The sequence below is a fragment of the Pandoraea anapnoica genome (genome assembly GCF_902459765.1).
Lineage (GTDB): Bacteria > Pseudomonadota > Gammaproteobacteria > Burkholderiales > Burkholderiaceae > Pandoraea > Pandoraea anapnoica.
In genome coordinates this window covers 254,699-280,994 of sequence record NZ_CABPSP010000006.1, presented here as the reverse complement: position 1 = coordinate 280,994, position 26,296 = coordinate 254,699, and the positions used below count along the sequence as shown (strand labels likewise).

Sequence of the window (26,296 nt, the reverse complement as noted above, 5' to 3'; positions counted from 1 at the left end):
CCCGTTTGCGCCGCCGTGGTCTGCGCAGCGCCGCGCGCGGCGAACCACGCACTGCTGAACGCCTGTTGCGCGTGGGCCTCACTCCAGAAGCTGCCGGTGGCGAGCACCAGTGCGACGGCGTGCGTCATTGGCGAGAGGCGCAAACGTCGTGCGCCTGGCGTCGAATGTCGTGACTGAACCGTCTTGCCCGTCTGTCCGCGTGTGACCATCTGGAACTCTCGCCTCATTCTGCGCCGCCCCCGCAACGCGACATTCCCCGTGCGTGCGAATCGGCTTTTCCCGTAGATTTGTGCGCACTACGACCCGAGTGAAGGCGTCGCAGAAACGTCGTGACGAGCTAAGACGAACCCGGCGAATGGAGTCCGCAAAATTTTTTGCAAACCACTTCGGCAGTGCGTTTTCGAAGGCATGCGAAGCGCACCGGCTACACAGCCGACGCGCGCTTCACATCAAGGGAGACAACCGAATCAGGTGAGAACGAGCAAGCCACCCGGCAACTGGCGGGCGTGCAGATCGAAGCTGTATTGCAGCTGGGCGATAGCGCGATCGAGTGATGCGATGTAGAAGCTGCCGCTTACGGGCTGGTTGCGCACCTTGTCGTTCATCAGCAGAATGCGGCCCGGACGATACCGGTTGATCTCGTCGAGCACGACCGCCAGACGCGTCTGACGAAACACCAGTTCGCCATTTCGCCACGCGGACACGTTGGCGGCGTCGGCCAGCGTCACACCGGCGAGTTGGTGGCGGTCGTACGCCGTCTGCTGCGCCGCGTGCAGCACGCGCTGCCCCATCGGATGATCGACACGCACCGCACCTGACAGGCAAGTCACACACACGCGACCGTCGAGATACCGCACCTCGAATCGTCCCGAGGTGGACGAACTCGTGCCACCTGCGGCCGCCACCACAAACGCCGTGCCCGTACCGCGCCCACGGCCGCCGGGCAGATCCACGGCCGCTTCCCCGCTCAGCAGTTCGATGCCCGGCACACTGGCGGACACATCCGTACGAATACGGGTCTGCGTGTTGAGCGTGACGTCGACCTGTCCGGCCAGGCCAGCCAACCGGATGGCACGCTGTTCGCCGGTCGCGGTGCTGTAGTCCGCGCCCCATTGGTCGGGCGACGGCCACAGCCCGGCGGGCGGATGAACGATAGCAGCCACCGCCAACGCAGCGCCGCCCGCGACCATCGTCCCGAGAAAGGCGCGGCGGCCAGTGCGAACGGCGGCCCGCACAGGCGGCGTGCGTCGCCCGAGCGTCTGATCGAGCACCGCCGCAGCGGGGGTGTAACTGTCCCACTGCGCGCGGGCGGCATTGAACGCCGCCTTGTGCGCCGGACTGGCGTCGAGCCAATGTCTGAATCGCTCGGCGTCCCATTGCCTGACGGTGTCCGACTTGAGCAAGCGCAACCAGACCCAGGCTTGCCGATGCAGCTCGTCCGGGGTGTTGGCGTGGTCGTCAGGAATGGATGTCATGTCTGTCTTGTTATTCGATGGTGCGCAGCGCCGGGGCACTCACCGTCATGCCGAAGCCCCGCCGACGAGGCCCGCACGCGGTTTTGCCACGTCCACCAGTAGGTAGACGGATGGCGAGCACGAAATCCGCAAACTTTTCGCAGATCGAATTCTTACGCGGCATTACGTAAGCCGCTGCGTGCGCTATCGCTTGAGCCATTACGCGTCGCGCTCCAGTTTGCGCGCCAGGTAGTCGTGCGCGTGCTTGAGCTCATACTCCACGGTACGTTTGGAACACCCCAGTCGTTGCGCGACGTCCGACTGAAGCAGGTTCTCAAAGTGCACGAGCACGAAGATCTCACGTCGACGCTCGGGCATGCGCTCCAACCACTGCATCATCGTCTGCATCTCGATGCGCGCCTGCACCGTCTGTGCCGGACCGGGTGCGGGGTCGGCCAGTTCGATGAGCGCGTCCACCTCGTCGAGTGGCAAGGCGCGGCTGTTGCGACGCAGCGCGTCCACCGCAATGTTGATCGCCATGCGCACCAGATAGCTACCGGGGCTGCGCACCGACGCGGGCAAGGCATGGGCCGCTTCGCTGGCTTCACCGGGTTCCCCGGGATGGCTCGCGTCGTCCGACGGCGGTACCGGTTCGGCGTTCACCCGCAGCCATGCGTCATGCAAGGCATCGCTGGCCAGATCGCTGCTGCCGAGCAGATGCGTCACCCGGCGCTTGAGCGCACCGTAGTGGCGGATCAGATATTCGGAGAGGGCCGGTTGGGAATCGTGCGCCATGCCTAGCGTTCCCCGCGCTCAGTCACGCATGGGGTCGTCGCGCCGGTCGCGCGCGCCGTGCCCGGCACGATCAGCAGCGTGAGCGGTTGATGCAGGTCGGCGGGCGGTGCGACGTCCAGCACGACACGCTCCAAGCTGGAGAGGATGGCACGGTCACGCCGTGCGTCGCCCGTGCTGCTCAACAGCTCGACGTTTTCAAGCGCACCGCCCGGCCTGACACTAAAGCGCAGCAGCGCCCGATACTCGCCGGGCGCGCTGTCGGCACTCGCGCACAGGGCCGACATCACGCGCGCCTGAACGAACGCCGGGTAACCGGCAAGGTTGCCAAGCCCACCGCGCTCGGCCGCACCCGAAGTTGCACCCTCGGCTGCGCGCAACACGAACGCCGGTCCCGTATCGCTGGCAATGCGTTGCGCCACGAGCCCCGTGCTTTCCAGCAATTGTGCGAGCGCCGTTTGCGCCGTCAGAAACCCATGAACGGGAGACGACTCCAGCCCGTCGACCAGTTCGCTTCTATATAACGTGGGCAACCGGGTGACGCGAGCGAACTCGCGCAAGGCGTCGGACAGGGGTTGTGCAGGGATATCGAAGGACAGAAAGGCGTCGCCACTGCGTAGCGCAGGCTGTGCGATGGCGAGCGTGCCGCCGCAAAACACGAAGCCGGCAAGCGCGAACGCGCGCAGCGGCGCGAAGCTGCCTGTCATGTCGTCGAGAGTGGCGTTGGCTGGGAAGGCTGGACGTGCGGGGCCTGAGTAGGCGCGCGTCGCCCTCGGGTGAGCACAGAACCTGGACCGGCTTGAAAGTTACCGTTCGCTCATGACAGACGCATGACAGTTAGCAGTGCTGTGGGTAGCACGTGCTGTCCGCTCATCCGAAATTAAACGGTCATTTGAAATAAAAGAGCTAAGCCGTGGCCGCCCGTCACTCGCATGACACAAAGGCAAGCCCGCGATATACACTATGTCTTAAGTAGTGCGACGTACTTTACGTATCAACGTGGTATGCGGCAACGGCAGTTGCATCGCCTTGATCCCGCTAGGTCCTTCCGACGTTTTTTCGAGAAACCGACGATGAATAAACCAGCTGCGCGCATTACCGTCCTCCTGGCAAGCCTCTTGCTTGTTCCGCCGCTGCCTGCGGTCGCTGCGGTCTACAGCAACGGCACCGCCACCAGCACCTTCACTGTCACGCTGGTCATTCAGGCCGGTTGTTCGATCACGTCCACACCGATGAACTTCGGGACGGTCTCCAGTCTGACGACAGCGCTCACGGCGACGACGACCCTGTCGGTGACGTGCACGAACACCACGCCCTACAACGTCGGTCTGAGTGCGGGCACCACCACTGGCTCGACGATCACCGCACGTTTGCTGGCGGGCGGCACCAGCGGGAATACGGCAACGGTCGGGTTCGGGCTCTTTCAGGACTCACAGCACACCACCAACTGGGGCACGTCGCAGGGCACCGATACAGTCAGCGGCACCGGTAACGGCACCGCGCAGTCCGTGACCGTCTACGGCCAGGTGCCGACATCGGCTGGCGCGATTCCCCGGCCGGATACGTATTCGACGTCGATCACCGCGACCGTTTACTTCTAGCGGGGCGCCAACGATGACCGTTTTCCGCCTCGGGGCGGAGCGACGCGCCGTGACCGGCGCGGCAGGATTTGTTCGCCACACTGCGTTACGCTCCCCTCTTCTCTTTGTTCTTGCAACGACGCTCGGCAGTCCGCTCGCCGCGGCCGCCACGCTTCAGATTTCCCCCGTCAATGCCGAATTCGCCGCGAAACAGAACGCCATCGGCATGACGTTGAGCAATCCGGGAGACACGACCGTCTACGGACAGGTCCGGATCTACACGTGGACGCAGGCGGATGGCGAGGACAAGCTCACGCCGACCGACGCCATTGCAGCCAGCCCGCCGATCCTGCGCATTGAACCCGGTAGTTCTCAGATCATCCGGCTCGTGCGGGTGGCTAACACGCCGCCGGCCACCGAACAAAGTTTCCGCCTGCTCGTCGACGAACTGCCCGAACCCGGCCAACCCGTGCAGAGCGGCATCACCATTCATATGCGTTATTCGATTCCCGTGTTCGTCGCGCCGCCGACCGTGCCCGCGAAGCCGGATCTGCGATTCACGCTTAAGACCATCGACGGCGCGTGGCACCTCGAAGCCGAAAACCACGGCGGCACGCGCGCACAGATCGGGGCCAGCAGTCTTGTCGACGCTGCCGGGAAGTCGCACCCGCTGACCAGCGGTCTGCTCGGCTATGCGCTCGCAGGGCAACGGCGTGCGTTCAAGGTGTCGTGGCCGGTCGGCAAACCGCCCGTGTCGCCGCTCGCCCTCGACGCCGCGATCAACACGGTGCCCACGCGCTTCGTCGTCAATATCGATGGCGGCGGGTGAGCTCGCGCGTCTGCGTGCGAACGCCCTCACCACTGCTCTCGCCTTATCCGTTGCGCCGCCTATCCCGTGCGGCGCGCGAAAAATACGCCCGCCTCGGCAACGACAGGTGGTCATATGGTTGGCGAGGATGGCGAGCGTGTTCGCCGGTGCGCTCGCGCCTGTGCCGGACGCAACGGCCGCCGAAGCCACGCCCGCGGATTACTATCTCGACGTATCCGTCAACGGTGCAGCGACCGGTGCCATCGCCCACTTCATCCTGCGCGACGGGCGTTTCAGCGCCGCAGCCGACGACCTGCAGTCGCTGGGCATCGACGTCAGCCAGCTCAGCGTCTCCGGCGACGCGCAAGTCCCGCTCGACAGAATCGGCGGCGTGCAATACCGCTACGACGCCGCGCGGCAGAGCATCGACATCGACGTGCCCGATGCGCTGCGCGTACCGTTCCAGATCGGCCGTGTCGCACCGCGCGCGGCGAACGCCATGACGTCGCGCGGCTTCGTATTCAATTACGACGCGCTGATCGAGCGCGACCGGACTACACGCGCCTCCAGCTGGACCGAGTTCCGATACTTTCATCCGGGCGGGGTGTTCAGTCAGACGGGCGTGTTCGACACGTACTCGGTAAGTCAGGCCTATCTGCGCTACGACACGTCCTGGCGTCACGACAATCCTGTGGAGATGACGAGTCTGCAACTGGGCGACACGATCTCCGGCTCGCTGGCGTGGTCGCGCTCGATTCGCATGGCGGGCGTACAGTGGCGCAAAAACTTCGCCCTGCGGCCCGACCTCGTCACGTTCCCCGTGCCCACACTCGGCGGATCGGCGGCGGTCCCGTCGTCGGTTGACGTCTATCTCGACGGCATCCGGCGCTTTGGCGGCAGCGTGCCCGCCGGTCCGTTCGTGATTCGCGAAACGCCGGGGCTGATCGGCAATCTCCAGGCAACGGTCGTCACACGCGATGCGCTCGGGCGTGAGAGCGTCCTCAACGTGCCGTTGTATATCGACACCCGCATGCTGGCGGCGGGACTGTCGAGCTATTCGTTCGAAGCGGGCGTGCCACGCACCGACTATGGTTTCCGTTCGTGGGGCTATGAGCATCGCCTGGCCGCCTCGGCGGCGTACCGCTACGGCGTGTCCGACCGGCTGACGACCGAATATCACGCAGAGGGCTCGTCAGGACTGATGAATGCGGGCGTGGGTGCGCTGGTGTCGATGTCCGGCTATGGGGTGGTGAGCGGTTCGCTGTCCGGATCCACCGGCAAGCGCAACGGCGCGCAGATCGGCGTGGGCTACCAATACCTGTCACGCGGCTTCTCGTTCGATTCGCTGTTTCAGCGCACCATCGGCGACTTCCGCGATCTCGCCACGCTCGGCGGCTCGGGCGTGCCGACGGCCATGGACCGTGTCACCATCTCCACGCCGTTCTGGGAAAACCGGACGCTGTCGTTGAGCTACATCGGCATGCGTGGCCCCGACTTCCCGACGTCGCGGGTGCTGTCCGCCAACGTTTCCTGGCCGGTGCGGGTCTTAGGCTCGCTCAACCTCGGTGCGTTTCAGGATTTGGCGAATCGGCGCAGCTACGGTGTGTTCGCGATGCTCAGTTTTACCCTCGGCCCGAATACCGTCGGGTCGATGTCGCTGGCCCGACAACAAGGCTCGACGCAGGCCCTCGCCGGGGCCACGCGCACGCCCGACTATGGCGGTGGATGGGGATGGAATGTGCTGGGCGGCGTGAACGACAGCGTGCGCATCGGTCAGGCGCAAGCGCAGTATCTGGGGCGCTACGGACAGGCGTCGGCACAAGCGCAGACGTACGACGGGCAGACACGTGTCGGTCTCGGACTGTCGGGGGCGGTCGTCGCTATGGATGGCGGCCTCTATCCGGCGCGACGCATCTACGACAGCTTCGCGCTGGTCAAGACGGACGACGACGCCAGCGTGCCCGTGCTGCGTGAACAACTCCCGGTCGGACGCACCAACGGCATGGGCAATCTTGTCATCCCCGATCTCAACGGGTATCAGATCAACCGTCTCAGCGTCGACCCGACAGACCTGCCCGCCGACATGCGCATCTCGCCTGCCGCGCGCACGGTCATTCCTGAGTCCGGGGCCGGGGTGCTCGTCGCGTTCCCCGTGCATCGCTACCGCGCCGCGCTCATTACGCTGGTCACGCCGGACGGCGAACCGTTGCAAGTCGGTGCACGCGTCACCCATCGGGAGACAGGTGCACAAACGATTGTCGGCTACGACGGCCAAACGTTCGTGGACGCCTTGCAACCCGACAATTCGCTTGTGATTTCGCAGGACAACGGCACATGCGTCGTGACGTTTGCCTACGATCCGGCCGTGCAGGGCGCGATGGCGCGTATCGGGCCGCTGGTCTGCACGCCGCAGGGCAAGCCCGCCTCAACAAGACCGTCGGGGAGAGATCGATGAAACGCTTCGTCTTGCTCTCGATCCTTTTTGTGATGGGCTTGTTCGCCGCACCCACGGCTCAGGCGCAGACCTGCTCGCTGGGAGCGCCGACGATCGCCCTGCCCGCCTTCAGTCCGATCACGGGCACCGCCGTGACGACCACCGGCACGGTCAAGGTCACCTGCACCTGGGCGGCCATCAATCTGGTGCCGAACGTGAAGATCTGTGTGGCCTTTTCGGGGACGTCGCCGCGCACGCTGGCGAATGGCAGCAACACGATTGCGTACAACATGTACACCGACAGCGGATACGCTACGCCGTGGGGGTCCACGGCGGCCACCTCCCTGTCGACCACGTTCAGCAACTCGATTCTTGGCGGCACGGATAGCAAGAACATCGACATTTACACCCAGATCGCAGCGAACCAGACCACCGTACCGAGTACCAACAACGGCGACACCGTCTACTCCGCGACGTACGCGGGAAGCACCGTCACGCTGTCCTATCAGTTCTATTTGCTGGCCGCCCCCGCATGCGGCACATCGGGCTTTTCGAACGGCACCACGAACGGGTTTACCGTAAACGTAACGGTCATCAACAGATGCACGATCAACGCGACGGGCCTCACGTTCGGACCGTCGACCACGCTCAGCAATACGCTGACGGCACAAGGCTCGCTTTCCGTGCAATGCACGAACAACGACGCGTATCAGATTCTCCTGAGCGGCGGTGTAAGCGGGCAAGTGGGCGCGCGTACGCTGAAAGGCCAGAACTTTGGCGCGACGATTCCGTATCAGCTCTATACCAATTCGAGCTATGCCACCGCGTGGGGCGATGGCACGGGCGGCACATCGACCTATCTCGGCACCGGCACGGGGCTCGTGGTACCGATCACGATCTACGGCCGCATTCTGCCGCAACCGTCCACCCCGGCGCCGGACACCTATAAGGACTCCATCACGGCAACGATTCAGTTCTGAAGGCGATGACGCCGAAGGCATTGCGCGCATCGACATCACCGCCATCACTTCAAATGCTCAGAGCCATGTCGACTCCATGTCGACGCGTGTCGCGCCAGCGTGAGGCGACGCGGTGGACCTCCGCTCCGTGACGGCCGTCTCCCTGTCGCCATGACACGACGCCGCCCCCACGACCCGCTCCAGCAGCGCCGCGCTCCAATGCTGATACTGCAGCAACAAGCGATACGCAGCGCGTGCCGGTGTCGCACCGCCGCTCTCCCAACCGTCGCCTGTCCAGCGTTGGCCCCACGGATTCTCGGCGGGACTCAGGCTTAGGTAGTTCAGGCCGTCGACACACGACGCATGACACGGCACGTCTAACTCGCCACACGCCACCGAGATCTGGCTGGCCGCCAAGTCTCTTGGCGAGGCGAGTAAGCACTCGCGTAAGATGCCATGCGACGCGATCTTCGCCAGCAAAGGCGTGTCGCAGTACCGGGCCAGTTGTGAGACACGCATGGCGCGGCGCTGTACTGTTGCGATGTCCTCCTCGGCGACGTCTGCCAATCGTGTGGACAGCGCCTCCCACCGTTGCGTAAGCGTCCGGGCGTCGAGCGAGAACGCTTCGTTACGCGCCCACGTGCCGAGCAGACTCGTCACCGCGCGGCAGGAGTCAAGCATCAGCCCGGCCACACGCAGGATGCCGCGATACTCGTCGGTCGTGGATGACGACTCCGAGAACCACGATGGCATCCACAGCCCGAGACGCGCGGGAGGTACGGCCGAGTTGGCGAACGTAAAGAGTGTTGCGACGTCGCGCGCACGCGTCAGGTTGCTCAGCGTGCCGCGCCACGATGTCTGTCGCCTCTCCGGTAGCAGCACGCATGCTTCGAGCAAGCGACAACCGGCGTCCATGCGTTTGAGAATTTCGTCCACCGCGTGATGACGGATCAAGGTCGGGGAGCCGAGCGACTGAGTGAGTACCCCCTTCACCCCTTCGAAAGTCAGAAGCGACCAGTCGGCCCACGGCACGCCGAAGGGCGTGTTGGCGGTCGTCATGCCGCGAGCGGTGGGCTGCGACGCCTCGTCTTCTGCATTTCCGTCTCGATACAGGCAGGCCGCAATCACGGCGAGCAACGACAGATTGCCGACCAGCGACATGGCGTCGCGTGCTACGCGAAAGTGCCATCCTCTGCGGCCGGTCGCGGCGGCGGTGTCCAGCCACGCGGTAATGTCGGCACAGATACGTTCGATGCCCGCGTCCGCTACGCCGGAGATGTCGTCGTGAGTGGGTGCCAACATCTCGTTCACCTGCTGCGAGCTCTGTGCGAGACGTGCGTCACGTGCGTGCGCCAGCTCGAACTCCTTGCGATAGAAGTGCTGACACGGTCCGGTCGTCAGCCAGAGTCCGGCCCACGCGCGCGCAAATGCCCCCGACAGTTGCGCATCGACGCGACACGACACGACATGGCTGCCGACTTGTCCATCCAGTTGTGCATTGAGCCGGGCATTGCGGTTCGCATTCGACGCCTGCGTAAGCCGCGTTCCGAAGTCGGCCCGTTCGGCACGACGGTACGCCGCGTCCTCGCGCGTGCCCGGCGGCCCGATCACTACATCGGTGCGCGCTCTCAGTCCCCAATCCGCCCCCCGGCCGCTAGCCCCGGAACACTGCTGGTGCCACATTTCATCCCCCTGCCAGAAAGTCGCCGGTCACCCCGGCAAACCGCCGACTATAGGCAGACGACAACGAACGCGCGGCGTCCTGTCGGGCGGATACGCGGGAAAGCCCCGGAATACCGACGATGTCACGCGTCGTACGATGCCCTCCATCGACACCCCAGCGAGCACCCACTTACGCAGTTTGTGCATGTTGGGCGGGACAAGCCGATCGTGTCCCCTCTCGCCAAGTGCCAATGCGTCGCGGTAGACTTTCGCCACACTGACGTCTGCGGTCGTCCCGGGCACTCCGGCGAGCGCCCACTTCGCTGAATCGATATGTCTAACAACACACCTGCTCAACCGTCCGTCGCTTCGACTTCGGTGCCCGCCTCGCCCACTTCCGTGGCGCAGGGGCTCCCGCTTGTTGCGCTGACCCCCGACGAGATCCCGCTGGGCGAAGCCCTTCCCTGGGCCATCGTCGACCGCAACGGCGAGCCGCTGCTGGCCGAAGGCGATATCGTGCCGACGCAAGCGGGCCGCGACTGGCTGTTCTCGTCGTTCGCGCCGCATCGCGTGGCCACGCTCGGGGAAGACGACGCGGCGGCCGTCGCGCCCACCCATGCGGTACCGGCGACGCAAGTACCCACTGACCAGGCGGCCACGGCCAGCGGTGCGGCGTCGCCGCAGTATGGGCTCGCCGACCTCAATCTGCGCCCTGGCGACTGGCTGCAAATTCAGTTGCCGCCCGGTGCCGGATCGCAGCGGGTGCGTACGCGTGTGATTGGCCATGCGCCGAATCAGATGCTGTTCGTCACGGCCCCCACGGGCCGCGCCGCGCCGCCGACGCTGCAAGCCAGTGAGCGCCTCGAACTGTGGACATTCTCCGGCGAAGACATCTATCACTTCGTTTGCACGGTCGAGCGCGTCGAGCGCACGCCGTTCGATTACGTGGTGTTGTCGGCACCGGCGCAAATCCGTCGCAAGGTGCTGCGCCGCTCGCAACGCGTGCCCACCAAACTGGTCGTTTCCGTGAGCGCAGGCGAGGACCGACATCTGGCACTGCTTCAGGACGTGAGCGCCGAAGGCGTTTCGCTGCTCGCCGACACGCCGCTGGGTGCGCCCGGCGACAGCGTGCAACTGGCATTCCGCGTGCGTGTGGGTGACATCGATATGCCCATCGAAGCGACCGGCACGATTCGCGGCGTGCAACAGGGCGACGACGGTCATCTGCACGGCATCGAACTGCCGGTGCTGGAACCGTCGCATTACGTGGCGCTCAAGTGCTACGTGTACGAGCGCCTGCTGGCGCTCGGAGGTGCCTGATGGCCAAGCCGAAGGCACCGGAGGCCGAGCGCCCCCGCACCCTCGCCAGTCAGACACTCTTTCGCGGTCTCGATATCGTGGAAGCAGTCGCCGCAGGCATCGACACCGTGCCCGCGCTCTCGGCGCACACCGGCATCACGCCGTCGACCACGCATCGCATTGCGTCGGCGCTGGTGCACGCGGGGTATTTGCGTTTCGAGCCGCGACGCGGTTATCGGCTCGGCAACAAGCTCATCGAACTGGGCTTTCTCGCCTATCGGCAGATCGACCTGCCGCGTGTTGCGCGTCCGACGCTCGAAGGACTCGCGAGCGAGACGCAGGACACCGTGCATCTCGCGGTCGCCGACGGCTGGGAAGTCATGTACCTCGACAAGCTGCCTGGCCAGCGCGCAGTAGAAATCAGCTCGCGCATCGGCGGACGCAAGCCGATTTGCGTCACGGGTGTCGGTAAGGCGTTGTTGCTCGATCAGGACGAGGCCGAGTGGCAGGCACAACTTGAGCACTATCAATCGAAGGTGCCGTCGCATCCGGTCGATACGGCGGCATGGCTCGCGCGTATGCACGACTATGCACGTCTGGGCTACGCCTTCGATCTCGAAGACGACACGCCGCAGATCCGTTGTGTCGCCGCCCCCGTCTACGACGCGAGCCAGCGCATCGTCGCGGCCATCAGCGTGTCGAGCACGACCAAATATATGAGCCGCGAGCGCATGCAGGAACTCGTGCCCAGCGTGAAGAACGCTGCGGCGCAGATCAGCCGTCAGTTGGGCTGGTCGGGAAATACGCGGGCATAAGCGCGAGGATATGCGCGGGCATAAAAAAACCGGCCCCGTCTGACGAGGGGCCGGCATTGGCACGGAGATGCCACGAACTAATTACGCGGCGCGACGCTTGATCAAGTCCAGCGCGACGTCGACGATCATGTCCTCCTGTCCGCCCACCATACGACGCTGACCCAGTTCCACCAGAATGTCGACGGTCTTCAGGTCATAACGCGATGCTGCGGCTTCCGCATGACGCAGGAAGCTCGAATACACGCCAGCGTAACCGAGTGCCAGCGTCTCGCGATCCACGCGCACTGCGCGGTCCTGTAACGGACGCACGATGTCGTCGGCCGCATCCATCAGCGTGTACAGATCGCAGCCGTGGTTCCAGCCCAGACGCGACGCCGCCGCGATAAACACTTCCAGCGGGGCATTGCCTGCCCCCGCCCCCATGCCCGCCAGACTCGCGTCGATACGGTCGCAACCCTCTTCCACAGCGACGATGGAGTTCGCCACACCGAGGCTCAGGTTGTGGTGCGCGTGCATGCCGGTCAGCGTTTCGGGCTTGAGCACGTCCTTGAATGCGCGGAAACGATCGCGCACGTCGTTCATGCCGAGCGCGCCGCCCGAGTCCACCACGTAGATGCACTCCGCGCCATAAGACTCCATCAGCTTGGCCTGCTCGGCCAGATGCTGCGGCGTGGTCATGTGGCTCATCATCAGGAAGCCGACAGTGTCCATGCCCAGCTCGCGCGCGTAGGCAATATGCTGACGGGAGACGTCCGCCTCCGTGCAGTGCGTGGCGATACGCACCACGCGCGCACCGGCGTCATAGGCTTCGCGCAGGTCGTGCACGGTGCCCACGCCCGGCAACAACAGCGTCGCGACCTTAGCGTGCGTGACGGTCTCGGCCACGGCAGCAATCCATTCGAGATCGGTGTGCGCGCCGAAGCCGTAGTTGAAGCTCGACCCGGCGAGGCCGTCGCCGTGGGCCACTTCGATGGAATCGACCTTGGCTTTATCAAGCGCTGCGGCAATCGCCTTGACGTTGGCAATACTGTACTGGTGACGAATCGCGTGGCTGCCGTCGCGCAGCGTCACGTCGGAGATATAGAGCTTTTTCTGGGTCATGATGAGGTGTGTCTCCTGATAGCGCGTACGACGTTCAGGCCGCGAGCGCCAGGCGGGTGGCGGCGATGCGATCGGCACAGGCCAGCGCGGCACTGGTCATGATGTCGAGGTTGCCCGCGTAGGCCGGCAGATAGTGCGCAGCGCCTTCCACTTCGAGGAATACCGAGGTCTTCAGACCCGTGAGCTTGCCCAGGCCCGGCACGTTGAGCGGACGCGACGCGTCGAACAGCTCGAACTGCACTTTTTGTTTAAGACGGTAGCCCGGCACGTAGGCGTGCACCTTATCGACCATCGCCTGAATGCTGGCTTCGATGGCAGCCTGATCGCCCGGCTCCGACAGCACGAACACCGTGTCGCGCATGATGAGCGGCGGCTCGGCCGGATTCAGCACGATGATCGCCTTGCCGCGCGACGCGCCGCCCAGCACTTCAATCGCCTTGGACGTCGTTTCCGTGAACTCGTCGATGTTGGCACGCGTGCCCGGCCCGGCCGACTTGCTGGAGATCGAGGCAACGATTTCCGCGTAGTGGACCTTGGCAACCTGCGAGATCGCCGCGACCATCGGGATCGTGGCCTGACCACCGCACGTCACCATGTTGATGTTGCGGGCGTCGAGATGTGCGTCGAGGTTGATCGACGGAATCACGTACGGGCCAATCGCTGCCGGTGTCAGATCGATCACCTGCACGCCGCGCGCCTGCAACAACTCGTTGTGATGCGCGTGCGCCTTCGCCGACGTCGCGTCGAATGCGATGCGAATGTCCTCGAAGCCAGGCATTGCCAGCAGCCCATCGATGCCGCCTGCGGTCACGGGTACGCCAAGGCGCTCAGCACGCGCCAGGCCGTCCGAGGCCGGGTCGATACCGACCATCGCGCCCATTTCCAGATGCTCACTGTTGCGCATCACCTTGATCATCAGGTCGGTGCCGATATTGCCCGAGCCAATGATCGCTACTTTCTGTTTGCGTCGTTCTGTCACTGTCGTCTCCTGAACGTGTCCGTCCACCGGTATGAGGCGCATCGTAATTCCGCTCGAACTTAAATGTCAATATGTAAACATTGATCTCATATTTTGAGATTTTTAAAATCAGTGGCTTATCCACATTTTTTGTTCACAAGCCCGTTGATAACTTGCGGAAAAGCATCGCAAGTGACTGATCCGACAGGGAAGATTTCCCGCGCGCGAAAGTTGTGCCACTTGCTGCAAAACGAGGCGTGGTGCGGGTTTCAGGCGCACTTCGTTATCCACAGAATCTGTTTGCAAGCCAGTGGACAACTCGCGGATAGCTCGCTCAAGTACTTGATCGGAAGGGGAAAAAATGTCGCGCGCATTTGCTGCGCCATGGCGTGAGCACGCCAGGACATCTCCCACGTCGCGGGCGATGTCTTCGGGTCACACAGGTGCATCGTCACGTTATCCACAGAAAATGTTCACAACCCGGTGAATAACGCGTCGATATCCGCAGTATCTCTTTGACGTAAAAGGACTTCTTTGTCGCGCAGCAGGTTCGGTCAATGGCGGCTCTCGCAACGGGCATTCACGTCACATCAACCCAAGGAGCGCAAGCGAAAGAACTTTCGCGCTGCGGGCGCGGTCTAGTCATGAGCGTATGGAGGGCACTTGATTAACCCTCCGTCGCACTGCGGTTACGTTCGCAGGTTCGGTCCGCCGGCCTCGCGACCGGAACGTCACCTCGCAATAACTCACGCAACCATGACTACGAACCCCCAATTCACCGGGCGGCTCGCGCCATCGATTTCACTCGCACCGCTTGCCCCATTTCCCCGGACTTCTCACTGCCGCGCGTTCAGCCTGAGTTCGCGACTTCATTCACCGCTTGGTGCGTTCGTCTCGCTGCCGTCGCATGCTTCGCGCTTTGCCCTCGTCATTTCGATGACGTCGCTGCGCGTCGCCGTCGCTTGCGTCGCCGCATTGCTCACGCCACTCGCCGCGCATGCCGACGACTCCCTCGGCGTAATCTCGACGTGGACGGGCGCCATTGCCGATGAGTTTCGGGAGATCGCCAGCGAAGGGGCTAGCGAGCTTTACGTGCCGCTGCATACCCATCATCTACGGTTCGCGTATACAAGCGAGAAGATCGCGCAATACAACGAAAACCCATGGGGTCTGGGCTACGGACGTGTACTCTCCGACGGCAAGAACGGTTCGCGCATGCTGTATGCGATGGCCTTCAAGGACTCGCACAACGACTGGTCGCCGATGGCGGGCTATGGACGCATCTGGAACGTCGCGAACGCGGGGCCGGTGCGATTCGGTCTGGGCTATACCGTCTTCCTGATGTCGCGCTCCGACACGCTTGGCGGCGTGCCCTTCCCGGCCGCGCTGCCGTTGGCCGAAGTGGGTCTCGGACGCGCCGCCGTCGCCACCGCCTACGTTCCCGGCGGCAAGCGCAACGGCAACGTGCTGTTCATCTTCGGACGCTACACGTTCGGCAAGCAGGGCTGATTGTCGGCAGCCCCATCTCCCGATATGTCCCTCTCCGGCATGGTGCGCGCGCACCATGCCCCGAAGCCTGCGATGTAGCAGTACGCCAGCGCGGGCACCAGAAACGACAGCACGATCCCAAGGCCATCGGCCAACGCCCCCTGCAAATAAGGCAGGATCGCGCCGCCCACGATGGCCATGCAAATCAGCCCACCGCCCTCGCTCACACGCGCGCCAAGCCCGCCAACCGATAACGAGAAGATCGTCGGGAACATGATCGCGTTGCCCAGACCGCACGCCAGCAGCAACCACATGGCAATCGCACCCGGCAACATCAGCGACGCGAGGATCAGCATCAGGTTGTAGAGCGCGCACAGACCGAGCAACTTGCCCGGCGACACCTTGCGCAGCAGCCACGCGCCTGCGAAACGGCCCACCATCGCCCCACCCCAATAGAACGCCAGATAGCGGCTCGCATGCGCGTGATCGACGATGCCCGTCCCCGTGTGCGTCAGATAGACGATCAGAAAACTTCCGATACTCACTTCCGCGCCGACATAAAGAAATAGCGCCACGATGCCGTAACGCAAGGGACGATGCGACAACAAGCTGTGAACGTTACCGAGCAAACCGGGCGATGCGGCGGTCTCCGCGCGTTGCTCCGGCAACGTCAGACGCCACAGCACAACACCGCCGAGCGCCAGCACTGCCGCGAGCAAGCCATACGGGCCACGCACACTGTCCACGGCATGACCGGTCATCCCCGAAGCCTGCGGCGCGAGTATCCAGAGCGCCGCGAGCGGGGGTCCGACGGTGGTGCCCAGTGAGTTGAACGCCTGCACCAGCGTGAGGCGGCTCGCCGCTTCGCCACGCGAGCCGAGTGTCTCGACGTAAGCGTTCACGGCGACCTGAAGCAACGTGATGCCGCTCGCGAGCACGAAGAGCGCCGCGAGAAAGCACGGGTAGGAGACGAGCGCCGACGCCGGAAAAAACAGCGCACAGCCGAGGCCCGCCAGCCAGAGCGAAGTGGCGAGCGCGCGCCGGTAGCCCACGCGGGCGGTGTATTGACCCGCAGGGTAAGACACAACGAAGTACGCAGCAAAGAAGCTCGATTGGATGAGCGCCGCATCGCGGTAAGTCAGATCGAAGGCCGCCTTGAAGTGCGGCACCAGAATATCGTTCAGCGACGTAATGAGCCCCATTGCGAAGAAGAGCGCCGCGAGCATCGCGAGCACGCGATTCGCGGAAGGCATAGGGGAAGCAGAGGAAAAAACAGAGAAAGCAGAACCGGAAGCAGGTGAAGACGTGCGGGAAGCGGGAGCAGAAGCGGACTCGGAAGCGTGAGCGGAATCGCCGGGGTCGCGCGTGCGGTCGACAGGCATGCAGGGTCTCCAGTGGACAACGGCAGAGCACGTTGAAAACGCCATGAAGGGGGCCGGTCTGCGCAGTGTAGACCGCACTATCGATGCTGGGATACGAGAGGAATCCGAATTTTGCGTGACGCCACGATGTTGCGCGGCCCCTCGTCATCCGTCGAACAGCGCCCTTTCTTCCTTGTTTTTCGCCGCTTTCGGCTATTGTCAGCCGACGTCTTTTGATTGACTATCCGCAGCATAGGACATGCCGCGACATTGGGGAAACAACATGCGGGGTTTCAAGTTTTTGGGATTGGCGACGGGTTGGCTCGTCGCGGGCGCACTCGGCGCGATCAGTCACGCGCAGGCACAGACCGCGGGCACCTCGCGCGCGCCGGTCGCCGCGTGTAATTGCGCGCAGATCATCGCCGATTGTTCGGCGTCGGTGTCGGTCCTTCCGACGCGTGCTCTCAACGGCGTGTTTTCCGCTGACGTCACGCTGATGACGGACGCGCCCTCCTGCGCCAAGGTCGATTACCAGCTCGACGACACGCCCTACGTCACGATCCTGCGTGACGGCACGCAAGGCAGTCAGCGTCTGTACGGCACGCGCCCGCTGACGCGCAACAGTCTTTCGCACATGTCTTGCCACGTGTGTGCGGCCGCCGCAGCGCCCGTACCGAACGACGGTCTGAGCGCCGACATGGCTCGCGTCGACGGCGCATCGGGCACCTTCAGCGTTGCGCCCGCACCGGCCGCCCCGGCGACTTCGGCCCCCGCTGCACCGGGAGTAAGCACCTATGCGCCGCCTGCGACCGCCGCGCAAAACGCGAACATCGCGGCGACGGCACCGCAGGACACGCCGCTGCCCAGCACCATCGGCGACACAGCAGGGCTGACCGCCGTCAACGCTGCAGGCACGCTCGAATCTCCGGAAGTCGCCCGCGATGTGGCGGCCATCAACGCACCGGCACCTGCAGGTACGACGCTCGTGACGCCACCGATTCCTCCGGGCACCGTTGCCGTGCAGACCAGCGCACCGACGCCGTTGCGCCTGGTAAATCCGTCGGGACGCTGGCGCGGTCTGTGCACGAACGCACCGCCGTGGTGGGGACTTTTCGGCAAGCCGATGACGCGTCTGATGGCGCTCGCACTTAACGGTTCACAAGTGACGGGCAGCGTCGACGACGTCGAACCCAATGTTCACACTACCGTGCAGGGCACGCTCGCAGGCGATCGTTTGCAACTCGCGGGCAGTTATGGTGCGAAGCACGACATCACTTTCGGCCCCGACGGCACCACACTCACCGACGCCTGGTGCAACGACGACGGACGCTGCGAAACCTGCGAAATGCAGCGTTTCTGAGGGTTTCGGGACGATTGAGCCTTCGCGCGAAGCGGCGTTTGCATCGGATCATCCGGCAGACGCCGCGCAAAAATCGCGTAAAAATTCGCGTCGAAAAATGCGCTGAAAGACGGGTAAAAACCGGACAACCGATTCGCCGTCGCGAGAAGAAATTCCCGGCACGTGAAAGCAGCGAATCGAAATGTCGCGATTTTCGCCGCTCAGCCTTGTGCGGCAAGCGCGCAACATAATGCGCGCACTACTCGCACAAAGCGATTTCTTAGGTAGAATCGTCGGCGCAGCAAGACGTATCATTCGGGTGGCCGTTCTCCGACGGCACTTTCTTATTCTCATCGATTGGATCGATATGGCAACGGCAAAGAAAGCAGCAGCAAAGAAGGCCCCTGCGGCGAAGAAGGCTCCGGTAGCAAAGAAGGCTCCGGCAGCGAAAAAGGCAGCAGCACCGAAGGCAGCCCCGAAGGCTGCTCCGAAGGCAGCCGCTAAGGTTTCGCCGATCAAGGAAGCACTCAACAAGACCCAGCTCGCAGCACACATCGCCGAAACCTCGGCTGTCGCCGTCAAGGACGTCAAGGCTGTGCTCGCCGCTCTCGAAACCACGATCGTCAGCGCCCTGCACAAGAAGGGCGCAGGCGAATTCACGCTGCACGGCCTGTTCAAGGTCACGTCGCAACAAATCGCTGCCAAGGCGAAGCGTTTCGGCAAGGACCCGTTCACGGGTGAAGAGCGTTGGTTCCCGGCAAAGCCGGCTTCGGTGCGCGTGAAGGTTCGCCCGCTGAAGAAGGTCAAGGACGCCGCTCAGTAAGTCTTGCCATCGCGTTGTCGTGAGCCTCACGGCGGCGCGAATCGACAGGATCTGACAGTAGTCCCGGAAGACGGTGCCGACACTTCGGCACCGTTTTTTTTCGCCCTGACGTCGGACGTTCGTCGGACATTCACTGCACCCCGACGACTGACTTCGTCGTCCTCAACAATGCGCGCGGCATGCATCGGCCCTCTTGCAGGAAGGGTTTTCTCTGGGGTTTTTGCTGAGTGGACGCATCCGGAACCGACCGCTAACATCGCTCGGGACACGACGCGTCGCGACAAGACACGGCAACGCACGTCCCCCTCGCTCGCCGACGACGTCCTCGCGAACTCAGGAGATCCGTTCATGACCCGCAAGTTTTCGCGTCACCCGGCAAGTCCCCGGCCATCGCTATCGCGTTCATCTCATCCGGCCGATCCCCCGAATTCTCTCGACGCTCCCAACGTTAAGTCGCGCCGTAATTTCCTCACCACACTGGGCGTTGCTGCAATGCCTGCCGGTTTTGTCGGCTCGCTGGGCGGCACACTCGGCAGTCTGCTCACGGGCACCGCTTCGTTTTTCGTGACACCCGCGCACGCGCAAACCGTGGCCGACATCAAGAAGAAGGGCACGATCAACGTCGGCATGCTGATCGACTTTCCGCCGTATGGCACGACCAACGCGCAGGCGCAGCCCGATGGCTACGACGCGGACGTCGCCAAGTTGCTCGCGCACGATCTCGGCGTGAAGCTGAACATCGTGCCAGTGACAGGGCCAAACCGGATTCCGTATTTGCTCTCGGGAAAAGTGGACGTGCTCGTCGCATCGCTCGCGATCACGCCCGAGCGCGCCAAACAGGTGCAGTTCTCGAAACCCTACGCAGCCGCGACGATCCTGCTGCTCGGCAAGAAAGGCACGTCGATCAAGTCCGCCGCCGATCTGAAAGGGCTGCGTGTGAGCGTGGCGCGCGCGAGTACGCAAGACACAGCCGTCACGAAGACAGCGCCGCCGGGCACCGAAATCCGCCGCTTCGACGATGACGCCGCGGCCATGCAAGCGCTGCTCTCCGGTCAGGTCGATGCCATCGGTTGCTCGGTGACGGTCGCGAACGTCATCAATACGCGTGCGCCGGATCAGTTCGAGCCGAAGTTCAATTTGCTGCAACAGGCGATGGGCATCGCACTGCGTCCGAATCAGCCGGAACTGCTCACCAGCGTCAACGACTTCGTCACGCGCAATACCGCCAACGGCGAACTGAACAAGCTCTATCGGAAGTGGCTTCAGACAGATCTGCCGTCTTTGCAGTAAGTCTCCCCTCGCGTACTCCACGGCCTCCGCTTTCATCGCCCATCGTCCGGGACATCCCCCGGCGAAGGGCGATGGGCCTGCGCCGCCCGCCCCACTATCGAAATAGGTATTTCGATATAGTTTTCGGACAGTGCCGCTGTGCAACGCACGGACGAAAACCCACCTGAATCCTTATCCCACGTGGCTTTCGCGCATTCTCCGGCACATCGCCGCAAAAATAATTTTGCTTTCGATGCAATTTAGATATATCTTAAACACGTCTTAAATACATCGATAAGGAGTCGCATCATGCGTGGATCACGTGGCGATTTCATGGGCCGAGGCCCTATGGACCTGGACAGAATGGATTTTGGCGACGAACGACGCGGTGCACGTCATGGACGGCGCGGCGGTGGTGACGGATTTGGCGCACGCGAGGGCGAAGGCCGAGGCGAGCGCTCTGAGCGCGGCGGTCGTGGCGGACGTGGGGGCGGCCGTCTCTTCAGCCACGGTGGTCTGCGTCTCGTGCTGCTACACCTGATTTCGCAGCAACCGCGTCACGGCTACGAGCTGATCAAAGCCATTGAAGAAAGCGTGAACGGCACCTACAGCCCCAGCGCCGGTGTGGTCTACCCGACGCTCACACTGCTTGAAGAAATGGGCTACATCCGGGTGCAGGAAAACACCGGCGACAGTCAGCGCAAGTCGTATGAGATCACCGACACCGGCCGGGAATATCTGGCCGAGAACGAGGACTCCGTCACCGAACTGCTGGCACGGCTGGCCACCCGTCGCGAGCGCTCGGAGGACATGCCTCCGCAAGTCATGCGCGCGCTGCACAACTTCAAATATGCCGTGCATTTGCGTCTGGGTGCCGAGCCGCTCACGACCGAGCAGGCCAACGCGTTTGCCGCGATTCTCGACGCGGCAGCACAACAACTGGAGCGACTCTGATGCAAGACAACGCTGCACCGAACGTCACCCTTGATCGCACGCCGCAGCGCGTGCGTCATGAACTCCGATTCCGTCTGCTGGAAGTGCGCAGCGTCGAAGCACTCACGCCGCACATGTTGCGCGTGACGCTCGGTGGCGACGATCTGGAAGGCTTCAATAGCCCCGGCTTCGACGATCACGTCAAACTGTTCTTCCCGACCCCGGAAACCGGCGAACTGGCCGTGCCGCAGATCGGCCCCGAAGGCATGGCGAAGCCCGCGCCGGGCGACGCGCCGCGTCTCATGCGCGATTACACGCCGCGTCAGTACGACGCTGTGTCGAAAACGCTCGTGATCGATTTCGCGATGCACGAATCGGGCCCGGCGACGCAATGGGCACGCTCGGCCAAACCGGGTGACAAGCTCGGTGTCGGCGGCCCGCGTGGCTCGTTCGTCATTCCGATGAACTTCGACGGTTACGTGCTGATTGGCGACGACACGGCGCTGCCCGCGATTTCGCGGCGTCTGGCCGAGTTGCCTGCTGGCGCAATGGTCTTCGTCTTCGCGGAAATCGACAGCCCGGCCGACCGCCTGCGCTTCACGAGCGAAGCTGACGTGGTCGTGGAATGGATCTATCGCGAGGGCGCCCCTGCCGGTCAGAGCACCGCATTGATCGACGCCCTTGAGGTCGCCAGCCTGCCCGCGGGCGATCTGCATGTGTGGGTGGCGGCCGAAGCAGGCGTCGCGAAAGCAGTACGCCGTCATCTGGTCGAAGCGCGCGGACTCAATCCGAAATGGGTGAAGGCCGCGGCCTACTGGCGGCGCGGCGACGCGGCCGTCCACGAAAATCTGGACGACTGAGATCACGCCGGTTGCGCGCCCCCACCCAACGTTAGCTGCGGAGTCCCGTTCGTCCCTTTGGAGAAATTCCCTGCCTTCTTTCGGAATTGCCTGATAGAAATGCCAGGAACAAATTCCGACTATGAAAACGCGCCCGGGGATGTCGAATTTCGGCACCCGGAGGGCGGTTCACCCATAGGGGGTACGACGACATGGAGCAACGCAAACGACACGACGGTTTCGAACGTTGGGCGGCGGGCGCGACGGCGCGTCAGGCCGGACGGGACGACGCCCGCTGGCGTGTCTTTCGCGCGCCGGAACAGGCGGACTTTCACGGGTTCGTCGTCTGGTGCTACACACAGGGCGTGTTTCTCGGGCAGGAGTTCGACCGACGCACCGACACCATCACGCACTGCTATGTGCGCAATGGCGCGTGGGCCGTGCAGTTCGATTCGTTCAACGAAGCCTGCGAACGCGCCTTCGACATTCACGCGCCCACGCTGATTCTCTATGCGCCGGAGCGCAACGGCAGCGTCTTCGTCACCAGCACGGAGCAATAGGCTGTCCCCGGCGTAATGCGTCATGCGCGTCATGCGCGTCATGCGCTGAACTCTCAGAACTCCCATTACGCTAGGTCAACCCGTACTGCGCTGAAACGACACCGGTCAGCCGAATCGCTGACCGGTGTTCTTTTACGCGTAGTTGCGGATGTCGTCGATTTCGGTCTGACCGAAGTCGTCGCGCTCGGTCAGCGTCAGAATGCGACGGGCGACGTCTTCCGGCGACGACAGCTTGCCGCTCGCCTTGAGATCCTGAAAACGTGCCAACGCCGGGAAGCTTTCGACGCTGCTGCTGCGGATTGTCTCCTGCATACCGGTGTCGACCACGCCCGGCGCCAGCGAAATCGCCTGGACGCCATGCTCGCGATGCTCGGCGTTGACCACGCGCGTATACATATCCAGCGCCGCCTTCGTCGAACAGTAGACGGCCCAACCGGCATTCGGGTTGCGGCCAGCGCCCGACGAGATGTTCACGATCTGGCGCTTGGCCGTCAGCCCTTGCGTGGCGGCGAGAAAGCGCGACGTCAGCAACATGACCGACGTCACGTTCAGCGCGAACGCCGCGCCGATGGCCGCCGGATCGTTGAGTGCCGCCGAGTTGGCCACCGGGTGCACCGTACCGGCGTTGTTAATTAGCAGGTACCGGGCGGCGTCGCACGGCAGGGAGGCGAAGATGCGCTCGGCCGTCCGGGCGGTAGCAGCGGTGTCGGCGAGGTCAATGGCGATCTGTTCGAGCTTGGCGCCCTTTTCACTGGCCAGCGCGGCGAGTTCGTCGTCCGTGCGACGTGCCAGCGTCACAAGTTGGGTGCCGGGCGCGAGCAAACCGCGCGCGAGCGACGCGCCAAGACCACGGGAAGCACCGGTAAGAATGGCAATCGTTTGGGACATTGGGAGAAGTGCGGTCGGAAGACACCGCAAAAAAAGCGACGGGATCGCCATTATCCGCGCATCGCCTGAATGCCGCTATACCGACCAAAAGTCGTTTTTTACGGCAAAACGGCCGGGATTATGTCTATCCGGCACAACTCGGTGCGTCAAAAGGACGCCGGATGGCTCTAAAGCGAAATAGAGTATTGCGGAATATAATCGCGAACTCGGAACGCCTATCGCCTAACGTAGTAATTAGGGGTATTTGCAGACCCTTCGGAACACTCAGCCCGCAGTGCAGCGCAAGGTTTATCGCGCGTCAATGCCCTGAATCGCCAAGGTTGTCGCGGTAAGTACAGGTGTTTTAAGTGCACTGCACATTACCGCTTTATGGGTATATATTCCCCCCTCATGGAAACGATACCGAAAATCATTTCGGCGCCTGCTGCTGCGCCGACCACAAGCAAAACCGCACGTCCCGTGCCGCCGCGCCCGCGTCAATACGACGCCCGCCTCGCGCGCTGGCTGGTCACGCCGCTCGCGAGTACAGCGGTGACACCGAATCACCTCACGACCGTTCGTCTGATCGTGGGGCTTGCTTGCGCCTGGGCATTCGCCAAGGGCGGCTATGCGATGGCCAATCTCGGCGCGCTGCTGCTTGTGCTCTCGAACTTCATCGACCACACCGATGGCGAGCTTGCCCGTATCAGCGGCAAGACGAGCCGGATCGGTCACTTTTACGACCTCGCGTCGGACGCTTTCGTCACGGTGCTGTTGTTTGGCGGCATCGGCATGGGTGTCGATGCGATGGCTCCCGGTCACTTCCCGCTGCCCGTCCCGCTGTCGGCCTCGGCGCTTGGCTGGATCGCCGGCTTCGCCGTCGCCCTGATCTTCTTCCTGCGCATGCGCATTGAGGAGCGTGTGGGCAAGGCCGGGACTCAGCAAGCCTCTGTGGGCGGCTTCGAAACGGAAGATGTACTGTATCTGATGCCGCTCGTCACACTGTTCGACGGCACGCGCGGTTTCCTGATCGCCGCCGCCATCGGCGCGCCGCTCTTCGCACTGCTGGTCGTTGCCGATTACGTGCGCGTGATGCGCCGTCCGCTGCCGGTGAAGGCTGACGCTGAGACGACTGAGACGAGTCAGGCCGCCGCACCGATCGCCCCGATGGCGCCCGCCGCGTTTGCCGCAGACGCCGAGATCGAACGCGCCCTCGACGCCGTGGACTTCGACGGCGTCACGCGTGAGTTCAAGTCGCAGGACGCCTTCGTCTATATGGAGAAGTTCCTGCCGCAGTCGGTCACCGAACAACTGATCGCCTCCGCGCGCGCCGTCACGCCGAACGTGAACCGCAACTATCTGCCCGGCCACAAGCAGGGCGGCAGCGTGAGCCGTCATACGCTCGACGAGCTGGCTCCGTTCGTGGCCGAGCTGTACCGCTCGCCTGCCCTGATCGGGTTCCTTGAACGTCTGGCAGGCGAGAAGCTCCTGCCGTCGCCTCAGGAAGATCCGCACGCGTATGCGCTGTATTACTACACGCGTCCGGGTGACCACATCGGCTGGCACTATGACACGTCGTACTACAAGGGTCGCCGCTACACGCTGCTGCTCGGCGTGGTGGACCAATCGAGCTGCAAGCTCGAATACCGGCTGCACACGCGCAACCCCGGCGTGACGCAAGTCGACGGCGCTGTGGCGTATCCGCCGGGCGCGCTGGTGTTCTTCGACGGGGACAAGCTGCATCACCGGATCACGCCGCTCGGCGATAACGAGGAGCGTATTTCGCTCACGTTCGAGTATGTGACCGACCCGCGCATGGGCACCTGGCAGCGCTTCATCTCCAATATGAAGGACGCGGTTGCCTACTTCGGTTTCCGGCAAGTGTTTCGTCAGATTTTTGGACGGACGAAACGCTAAATGAACCGGACCGCCATCGTCTCACTTACCCTCGGTTTCGCCCTTTTCGTCGCCCTGCTGATCTGGCAGGGCACGGGATCGGTGATGTCCACGCTGGCGGCCGCTGGCTGGGGCCTGCTGCCCATCGCCGCCTTCCACCTCGTGCCGCTGGTGCTCGACGCCGCCGCCATTCAGGTGCTGGTGTCGAAGTCGTGCACGCTCGGCCGCGCCACGCTCACGCGCTGGGTCGGCGAATCGGTCAACAGCCTGCTGCCCGCCGGGCAGATCGGCGGCCCGATCGCGATGGTGCGTCAAATGAAACAACGCGGCATGGCCGGTCGCGAAGCGGCCGCCGCCATTACCGTCAGCACCACGCTGCAAGCCGTCGCACAAATCGTCTTCGCTCTGCTGGGCCTGGCCGTGTTCGGCATCAGCGCGACGCAGAGCACCAGCGACAGCCTGTGGCTGCCGATGTTGCTCGCAACGGCACTCGTCTCCGCCCTGCTCTACGCGTTCTATGTCGCGCAGCGTCGTGGCATCTTCGGCTGGGCGTTCCGCATGCTCTCGAAGATGTCGTCCAAGCGCGACTGGTCGTCGTTGCTCGACCGTGCGGATGCCGTCGACGAAATCGTGCAGCGCATGTACGGTCATCGCCGTCAGGTGCTCGCCAGTTTTCTGCTCAGCCTCGTGGGCTGGATCGTCGGCACCGTCGAAGTCTGGCTGATCCTGCAATTCATCGGGCATCCGGTGAGCTGGGTCGACGCGCTGCTGCTTGAAAGTCTCGGGCAGGCGATTCGCGGTGCGGCCTTCTTCGTGCCGGGTTCGCTCGGCGTGCAGGAAGGCGGTTACCTGCTGCTCGCCCCGCTCGTGGGTCTGCCGGCCGACGCCGCGCTGGCCCTGTCGCTGGCCAAACGTACGCGCGAGCTACTGCTCGGCGTGCCGGGCCTCGTCTATCTGCATTTCTCCGAACGTGGCTGGCGTCGTCAGCGCGCTGCGCAACAAAGCGTGCCGCTGCCCACCGCCACGGATACTGCACCGCTCTAAAGAAGGATATTGACC

Annotated in this window: 24 protein-coding genes and 1 pseudogene; 16 read left to right on the top strand and 9 right to left on the bottom strand. The window is 63.6% G+C overall.

The window, feature by feature from the left end; translation table 11 throughout:
- From PAN31117_RS12660 to PAN31117_RS12645, 4 genes are all read right to left on the bottom strand, one after another.
- The coding region (locus tag PAN31117_RS12660; RefSeq protein WP_150738493.1) for a hypothetical protein at positions 1-209 on the bottom strand (209 nt) is incomplete at its 3' end.
- Between the two features lie 258 nt (positions 210-467).
- Positions 468-1,475: a FecR family protein gene (locus PAN31117_RS12655; protein WP_150738492.1), complete on the bottom strand. Its 1,008-nt coding sequence runs from the start codon at positions 1,473-1,475 to the stop codon at positions 468-470.
- A gap of 198 nt (positions 1,476-1,673) precedes the next feature.
- Positions 1,674-2,249, bottom strand: coding sequence for an RNA polymerase sigma factor (locus tag PAN31117_RS12650; protein ID WP_150738491.1), 576 nt, complete (start codon positions 2,247-2,249; stop codon positions 1,674-1,676).
- Positions 2,250-2,251: 2 nt separating this feature from the next.
- Positions 2,252-2,953 carry an energy transducer TonB gene (locus PAN31117_RS12645; RefSeq protein ID WP_150738490.1) on the bottom strand — a complete coding sequence of 234 codons (702 nt, stop codon included), beginning with the start codon at positions 2,951-2,953 and terminating at the stop codon, positions 2,252-2,254.
- Between the two features lie 366 nt (positions 2,954-3,319).
- Between PAN31117_RS12645 and PAN31117_RS12640 the strand changes: the two genes are divergently transcribed.
- From PAN31117_RS12640 to PAN31117_RS12625, 4 genes are all read left to right on the top strand, one after another.
- A complete protein-coding gene (locus tag PAN31117_RS12640) occupies positions 3,320-3,847 on the top strand; it encodes a Csu type fimbrial protein (protein ID WP_150738489.1) in 528 nt (175 codons plus the stop codon).
- 13 nt (positions 3,848-3,860) lie between these two features.
- The gene (locus PAN31117_RS12635) at positions 3,861-4,655 is read left to right on the top strand and encodes a fimbrial biogenesis chaperone (protein ID WP_150738488.1); all 795 of its coding nucleotides are present in this window, start codon (positions 3,861-3,863) and stop codon (positions 4,653-4,655) included.
- Positions 4,656-4,782: 127 nt separating this feature from the next.
- Positions 4,783-7,089 carry a fimbria/pilus outer membrane usher protein gene (locus PAN31117_RS12630; protein WP_174990938.1) on the top strand — a complete coding sequence of 769 codons (2,307 nt, stop codon included), beginning with the start codon at positions 4,783-4,785 and terminating at the stop codon, positions 7,087-7,089.
- Positions 7,086-8,048, top strand: coding sequence for a Csu type fimbrial protein (locus PAN31117_RS12625; RefSeq protein ID WP_174990937.1), 963 nt, complete (start codon positions 7,086-7,088; stop codon positions 8,046-8,048). The genes PAN31117_RS12630 and PAN31117_RS12625 overlap by 4 nt, the downstream gene beginning before the upstream one ends.
- A gap of 57 nt (positions 8,049-8,105) precedes the next feature.
- On the opposite strand, the gene PAN31117_RS12620 is transcribed toward PAN31117_RS12625, so the two are convergent.
- Complete coding sequence (locus tag PAN31117_RS12620) at positions 8,106-9,710, bottom strand: hypothetical protein (protein ID WP_150738485.1); 1,605 nt, start codon at positions 9,708-9,710, stop codon at positions 8,106-8,108.
- Between the two features lie 312 nt (positions 9,711-10,022).
- Here PAN31117_RS12620 and PAN31117_RS12615 point away from each other — a divergent pair, with 312 nt between their 5' ends.
- Both PAN31117_RS12615 and PAN31117_RS12610 read left to right on the top strand, forming a co-directional pair.
- Positions 10,023-11,009, top strand: a complete 987-nt coding sequence (locus PAN31117_RS12615) for a flagellar brake protein (RefSeq protein ID WP_150738484.1) — start codon at positions 10,023-10,025, stop codon at positions 11,007-11,009.
- Positions 11,009-11,803 carry an IclR family transcriptional regulator gene (locus tag PAN31117_RS12610; RefSeq protein WP_150738483.1) on the top strand — a complete coding sequence of 265 codons (795 nt, stop codon included), beginning with the start codon at positions 11,009-11,011 and terminating at the stop codon, positions 11,801-11,803. The genes PAN31117_RS12615 and PAN31117_RS12610 overlap by 1 nt, the downstream gene beginning before the upstream one ends.
- Positions 11,804-11,884: 81 nt before the next feature.
- Here PAN31117_RS12610 and dmpG read toward each other — a convergent pair whose 3' ends face one another.
- Both dmpG and PAN31117_RS12600 read right to left on the bottom strand, forming a co-directional pair.
- The gene (gene dmpG / locus PAN31117_RS12605) at positions 11,885-12,904 is read right to left on the bottom strand and encodes a 4-hydroxy-2-oxovalerate aldolase (protein ID WP_150577325.1); all 1,020 of its coding nucleotides are present in this window, start codon (positions 12,902-12,904) and stop codon (positions 11,885-11,887) included.
- Between the two features lie 34 nt (positions 12,905-12,938).
- Positions 12,939-13,925, bottom strand: coding sequence for an acetaldehyde dehydrogenase (acetylating) (locus tag PAN31117_RS12600; protein WP_170836280.1), 987 nt, complete (start codon positions 13,923-13,925; stop codon positions 12,939-12,941).
- A 693-nt stretch (positions 13,926-14,618) separates the two neighbouring features.
- On the opposite strand from PAN31117_RS12600, the gene pagP reads away from it, so the two are divergent.
- Positions 14,619-15,371, top strand: a complete 753-nt coding sequence (pagP, locus tag PAN31117_RS12595) for a lipid IV(A) palmitoyltransferase PagP (RefSeq protein WP_150738482.1) — start codon at positions 14,619-14,621, stop codon at positions 15,369-15,371.
- Here the strand turns inward: pagP and PAN31117_RS12590 are convergent.
- The gene (locus tag PAN31117_RS12590) at positions 15,347-16,603 is read right to left on the bottom strand and encodes a sugar MFS transporter (protein ID WP_150738481.1); all 1,257 of its coding nucleotides are present in this window, start codon (positions 16,601-16,603) and stop codon (positions 15,347-15,349) included. The genes pagP and PAN31117_RS12590 overlap by 25 nt on opposite strands.
- A 391-nt stretch (positions 16,604-16,994) precedes the next feature.
- On the opposite strand from PAN31117_RS12590, the gene PAN31117_RS12585 reads away from it, so the two are divergent.
- The 6 genes from PAN31117_RS12585 (at position 16,995) to PAN31117_RS12560 (ending at position 22,474) form a co-directional block, all read left to right on the top strand.
- On the top strand, positions 16,995-18,071 hold the full coding sequence (locus PAN31117_RS12585) for a hypothetical protein (protein ID WP_150738480.1): 1,077 nt from the start codon (positions 16,995-16,997) through the stop codon (positions 18,069-18,071).
- Positions 18,072-18,417: 346 nt separating this feature from the next.
- Entirely contained in the window at positions 18,418-18,873 is a 456-nt protein-coding gene (locus PAN31117_RS12580; protein WP_039403847.1) for an HU family DNA-binding protein, read from the top strand.
- A 492-nt stretch (positions 18,874-19,365) separates the two neighbouring features.
- Positions 19,366-20,163: a transporter substrate-binding domain-containing protein gene (locus PAN31117_RS12575; protein WP_150738516.1), complete on the top strand. Its 798-nt coding sequence runs from the start codon at positions 19,366-19,368 to the stop codon at positions 20,161-20,163.
- A 327-nt stretch (positions 20,164-20,490) separates the two neighbouring features.
- Positions 20,491-21,096: a PadR family transcriptional regulator gene (locus tag PAN31117_RS12570; RefSeq protein ID WP_246189049.1), complete on the top strand. Its 606-nt coding sequence runs from the start codon at positions 20,491-20,493 to the stop codon at positions 21,094-21,096.
- A complete protein-coding gene (locus PAN31117_RS12565) occupies positions 21,096-21,935 on the top strand; it encodes a siderophore-interacting protein (protein WP_150738478.1) in 840 nt (279 codons plus the stop codon). The genes PAN31117_RS12570 and PAN31117_RS12565 overlap by 1 nt, the downstream gene beginning before the upstream one ends.
- Positions 21,936-22,126: 191 nt before the next feature.
- A complete protein-coding gene (locus PAN31117_RS12560; RefSeq protein ID WP_150738477.1) occupies positions 22,127-22,474 on the top strand; it encodes a hypothetical protein in 348 nt (115 codons plus the stop codon).
- 132 nt (positions 22,475-22,606) lie between these two features.
- Here the strand turns inward: PAN31117_RS12560 and PAN31117_RS12555 are convergent, their stop codons facing one another.
- Positions 22,607-23,362, bottom strand: coding sequence for an SDR family oxidoreductase (locus tag PAN31117_RS12555; RefSeq protein ID WP_150738476.1), 756 nt, complete (start codon positions 23,360-23,362; stop codon positions 22,607-22,609).
- A 390-nt stretch (positions 23,363-23,752) separates the two neighbouring features.
- Here PAN31117_RS12555 and PAN31117_RS27920 point away from each other — a divergent pair.
- From PAN31117_RS27920 to PAN31117_RS12545, 3 genes and pseudogenes are all read left to right on the top strand, one after another.
- Positions 23,753-24,469, top strand: a pseudogene (locus PAN31117_RS27920) (CDP-alcohol phosphatidyltransferase family protein); the annotation flags it as partial.
- Positions 24,470-24,508: 39 nt separating this feature from the next.
- Positions 24,509-25,258 (top strand): HalD/BesD family halogenase, encoded by a 750-nt coding sequence (locus PAN31117_RS27490; protein ID WP_442417692.1) that lies wholly within the window; start codon positions 24,509-24,511, stop codon positions 25,256-25,258.
- A complete protein-coding gene (locus PAN31117_RS12545; RefSeq protein WP_039399728.1) occupies positions 25,259-26,281 on the top strand; it encodes a flippase-like domain-containing protein in 1,023 nt (340 codons plus the stop codon).
- The last annotated feature ends 15 nt before the right edge of the window (positions 26,282-26,296 follow it).

What these genes read in the sequence shown, in the direction of transcription:
- PAN31117_RS12640 (WP_150738489.1), top strand. Translation starts at nt 3,320, where the DNA reads ATGAATAAACCAGCTGCGCGCATTACCGTCCTCCTGGCAAGCCTCTTG.
- dmpG (WP_150577325.1), bottom strand. Translation starts at nt 12,904, where the DNA reads ATGACCCAGAAAAAGCTCTATATCTCCGACGTGACGCTGCGCGACGGC.
- PAN31117_RS12610 (WP_150738483.1), top strand. Translation starts at nt 11,009, where the DNA reads ATGGCCAAGCCGAAGGCACCGGAGGCCGAGCGCCCCCGCACCCTCGCC.
- PAN31117_RS12555 (WP_150738476.1), bottom strand. Translation starts at nt 23,362, where the DNA reads ATGTCCCAAACGATTGCCATTCTTACCGGTGCTTCCCGTGGTCTTGGC.
- PAN31117_RS12565 (WP_150738478.1), top strand. Translation starts at nt 21,096, where the DNA reads ATGCAAGACAACGCTGCACCGAACGTCACCCTTGATCGCACGCCGCAG.
- PAN31117_RS12645 (WP_150738490.1), bottom strand. Translation starts at nt 2,953, where the DNA reads ATGACAGGCAGCTTCGCGCCGCTGCGCGCGTTCGCGCTTGCCGGCTTC.
- PAN31117_RS12655 (WP_150738492.1), bottom strand. Translation starts at nt 1,475, where the DNA reads ATGACATCCATTCCTGACGACCACGCCAACACCCCGGACGAGCTGCAT.
- PAN31117_RS12620 (WP_150738485.1), bottom strand. Translation starts at nt 9,710, where the DNA reads ATGTGGCACCAGCAGTGTTCCGGGGCTAGCGGCCGGGGGGCGGATTGG.
- PAN31117_RS12545 (WP_039399728.1), top strand. Translation starts at nt 25,259, where the DNA reads ATGAACCGGACCGCCATCGTCTCACTTACCCTCGGTTTCGCCCTTTTC.
- PAN31117_RS12650 (WP_150738491.1), bottom strand. Translation starts at nt 2,249, where the DNA reads ATGGCGCACGATTCCCAACCGGCCCTCTCCGAATATCTGATCCGCCAC.
- PAN31117_RS12600 (WP_170836280.1), bottom strand. Translation starts at nt 13,925, where the DNA reads ATGCGCCTCATACCGGTGGACGGACACGTTCAGGAGACGACAGTGACA.
- PAN31117_RS12615 (WP_150738484.1), top strand. Translation starts at nt 10,023, where the DNA reads ATGTCTAACAACACACCTGCTCAACCGTCCGTCGCTTCGACTTCGGTG.
- PAN31117_RS12580 (WP_039403847.1), top strand. Translation starts at nt 18,418, where the DNA reads ATGGCAACGGCAAAGAAAGCAGCAGCAAAGAAGGCCCCTGCGGCGAAG.
- PAN31117_RS27490 (WP_442417692.1), top strand. Translation starts at nt 24,509, where the DNA reads ATGGCGCCCGCCGCGTTTGCCGCAGACGCCGAGATCGAACGCGCCCTC.
- PAN31117_RS12630 (WP_174990938.1), top strand. Translation starts at nt 4,783, where the DNA reads ATGGCGAGCGTGTTCGCCGGTGCGCTCGCGCCTGTGCCGGACGCAACG.
- PAN31117_RS12585 (WP_150738480.1), top strand. Translation starts at nt 16,995, where the DNA reads ATGCGGGGTTTCAAGTTTTTGGGATTGGCGACGGGTTGGCTCGTCGCG.
- PAN31117_RS12560 (WP_150738477.1), top strand. Translation starts at nt 22,127, where the DNA reads ATGGAGCAACGCAAACGACACGACGGTTTCGAACGTTGGGCGGCGGGC.
- PAN31117_RS12575 (WP_150738516.1), top strand. Translation starts at nt 19,366, where the DNA reads ATGCCTGCCGGTTTTGTCGGCTCGCTGGGCGGCACACTCGGCAGTCTG.
- PAN31117_RS12635 (WP_150738488.1), top strand. Translation starts at nt 3,861, where the DNA reads ATGACCGTTTTCCGCCTCGGGGCGGAGCGACGCGCCGTGACCGGCGCG.
- PAN31117_RS12590 (WP_150738481.1), bottom strand. Translation starts at nt 16,603, where the DNA reads ATGCCTTCCGCGAATCGCGTGCTCGCGATGCTCGCGGCGCTCTTCTTC.
- pagP (WP_150738482.1), top strand. Translation starts at nt 14,619, where the DNA reads ATGACTACGAACCCCCAATTCACCGGGCGGCTCGCGCCATCGATTTCA.
- PAN31117_RS12570 (WP_246189049.1), top strand. Translation starts at nt 20,491, where the DNA reads ATGGACCTGGACAGAATGGATTTTGGCGACGAACGACGCGGTGCACGT.
- PAN31117_RS12625 (WP_174990937.1), top strand. Translation starts at nt 7,086, where the DNA reads ATGAAACGCTTCGTCTTGCTCTCGATCCTTTTTGTGATGGGCTTGTTC.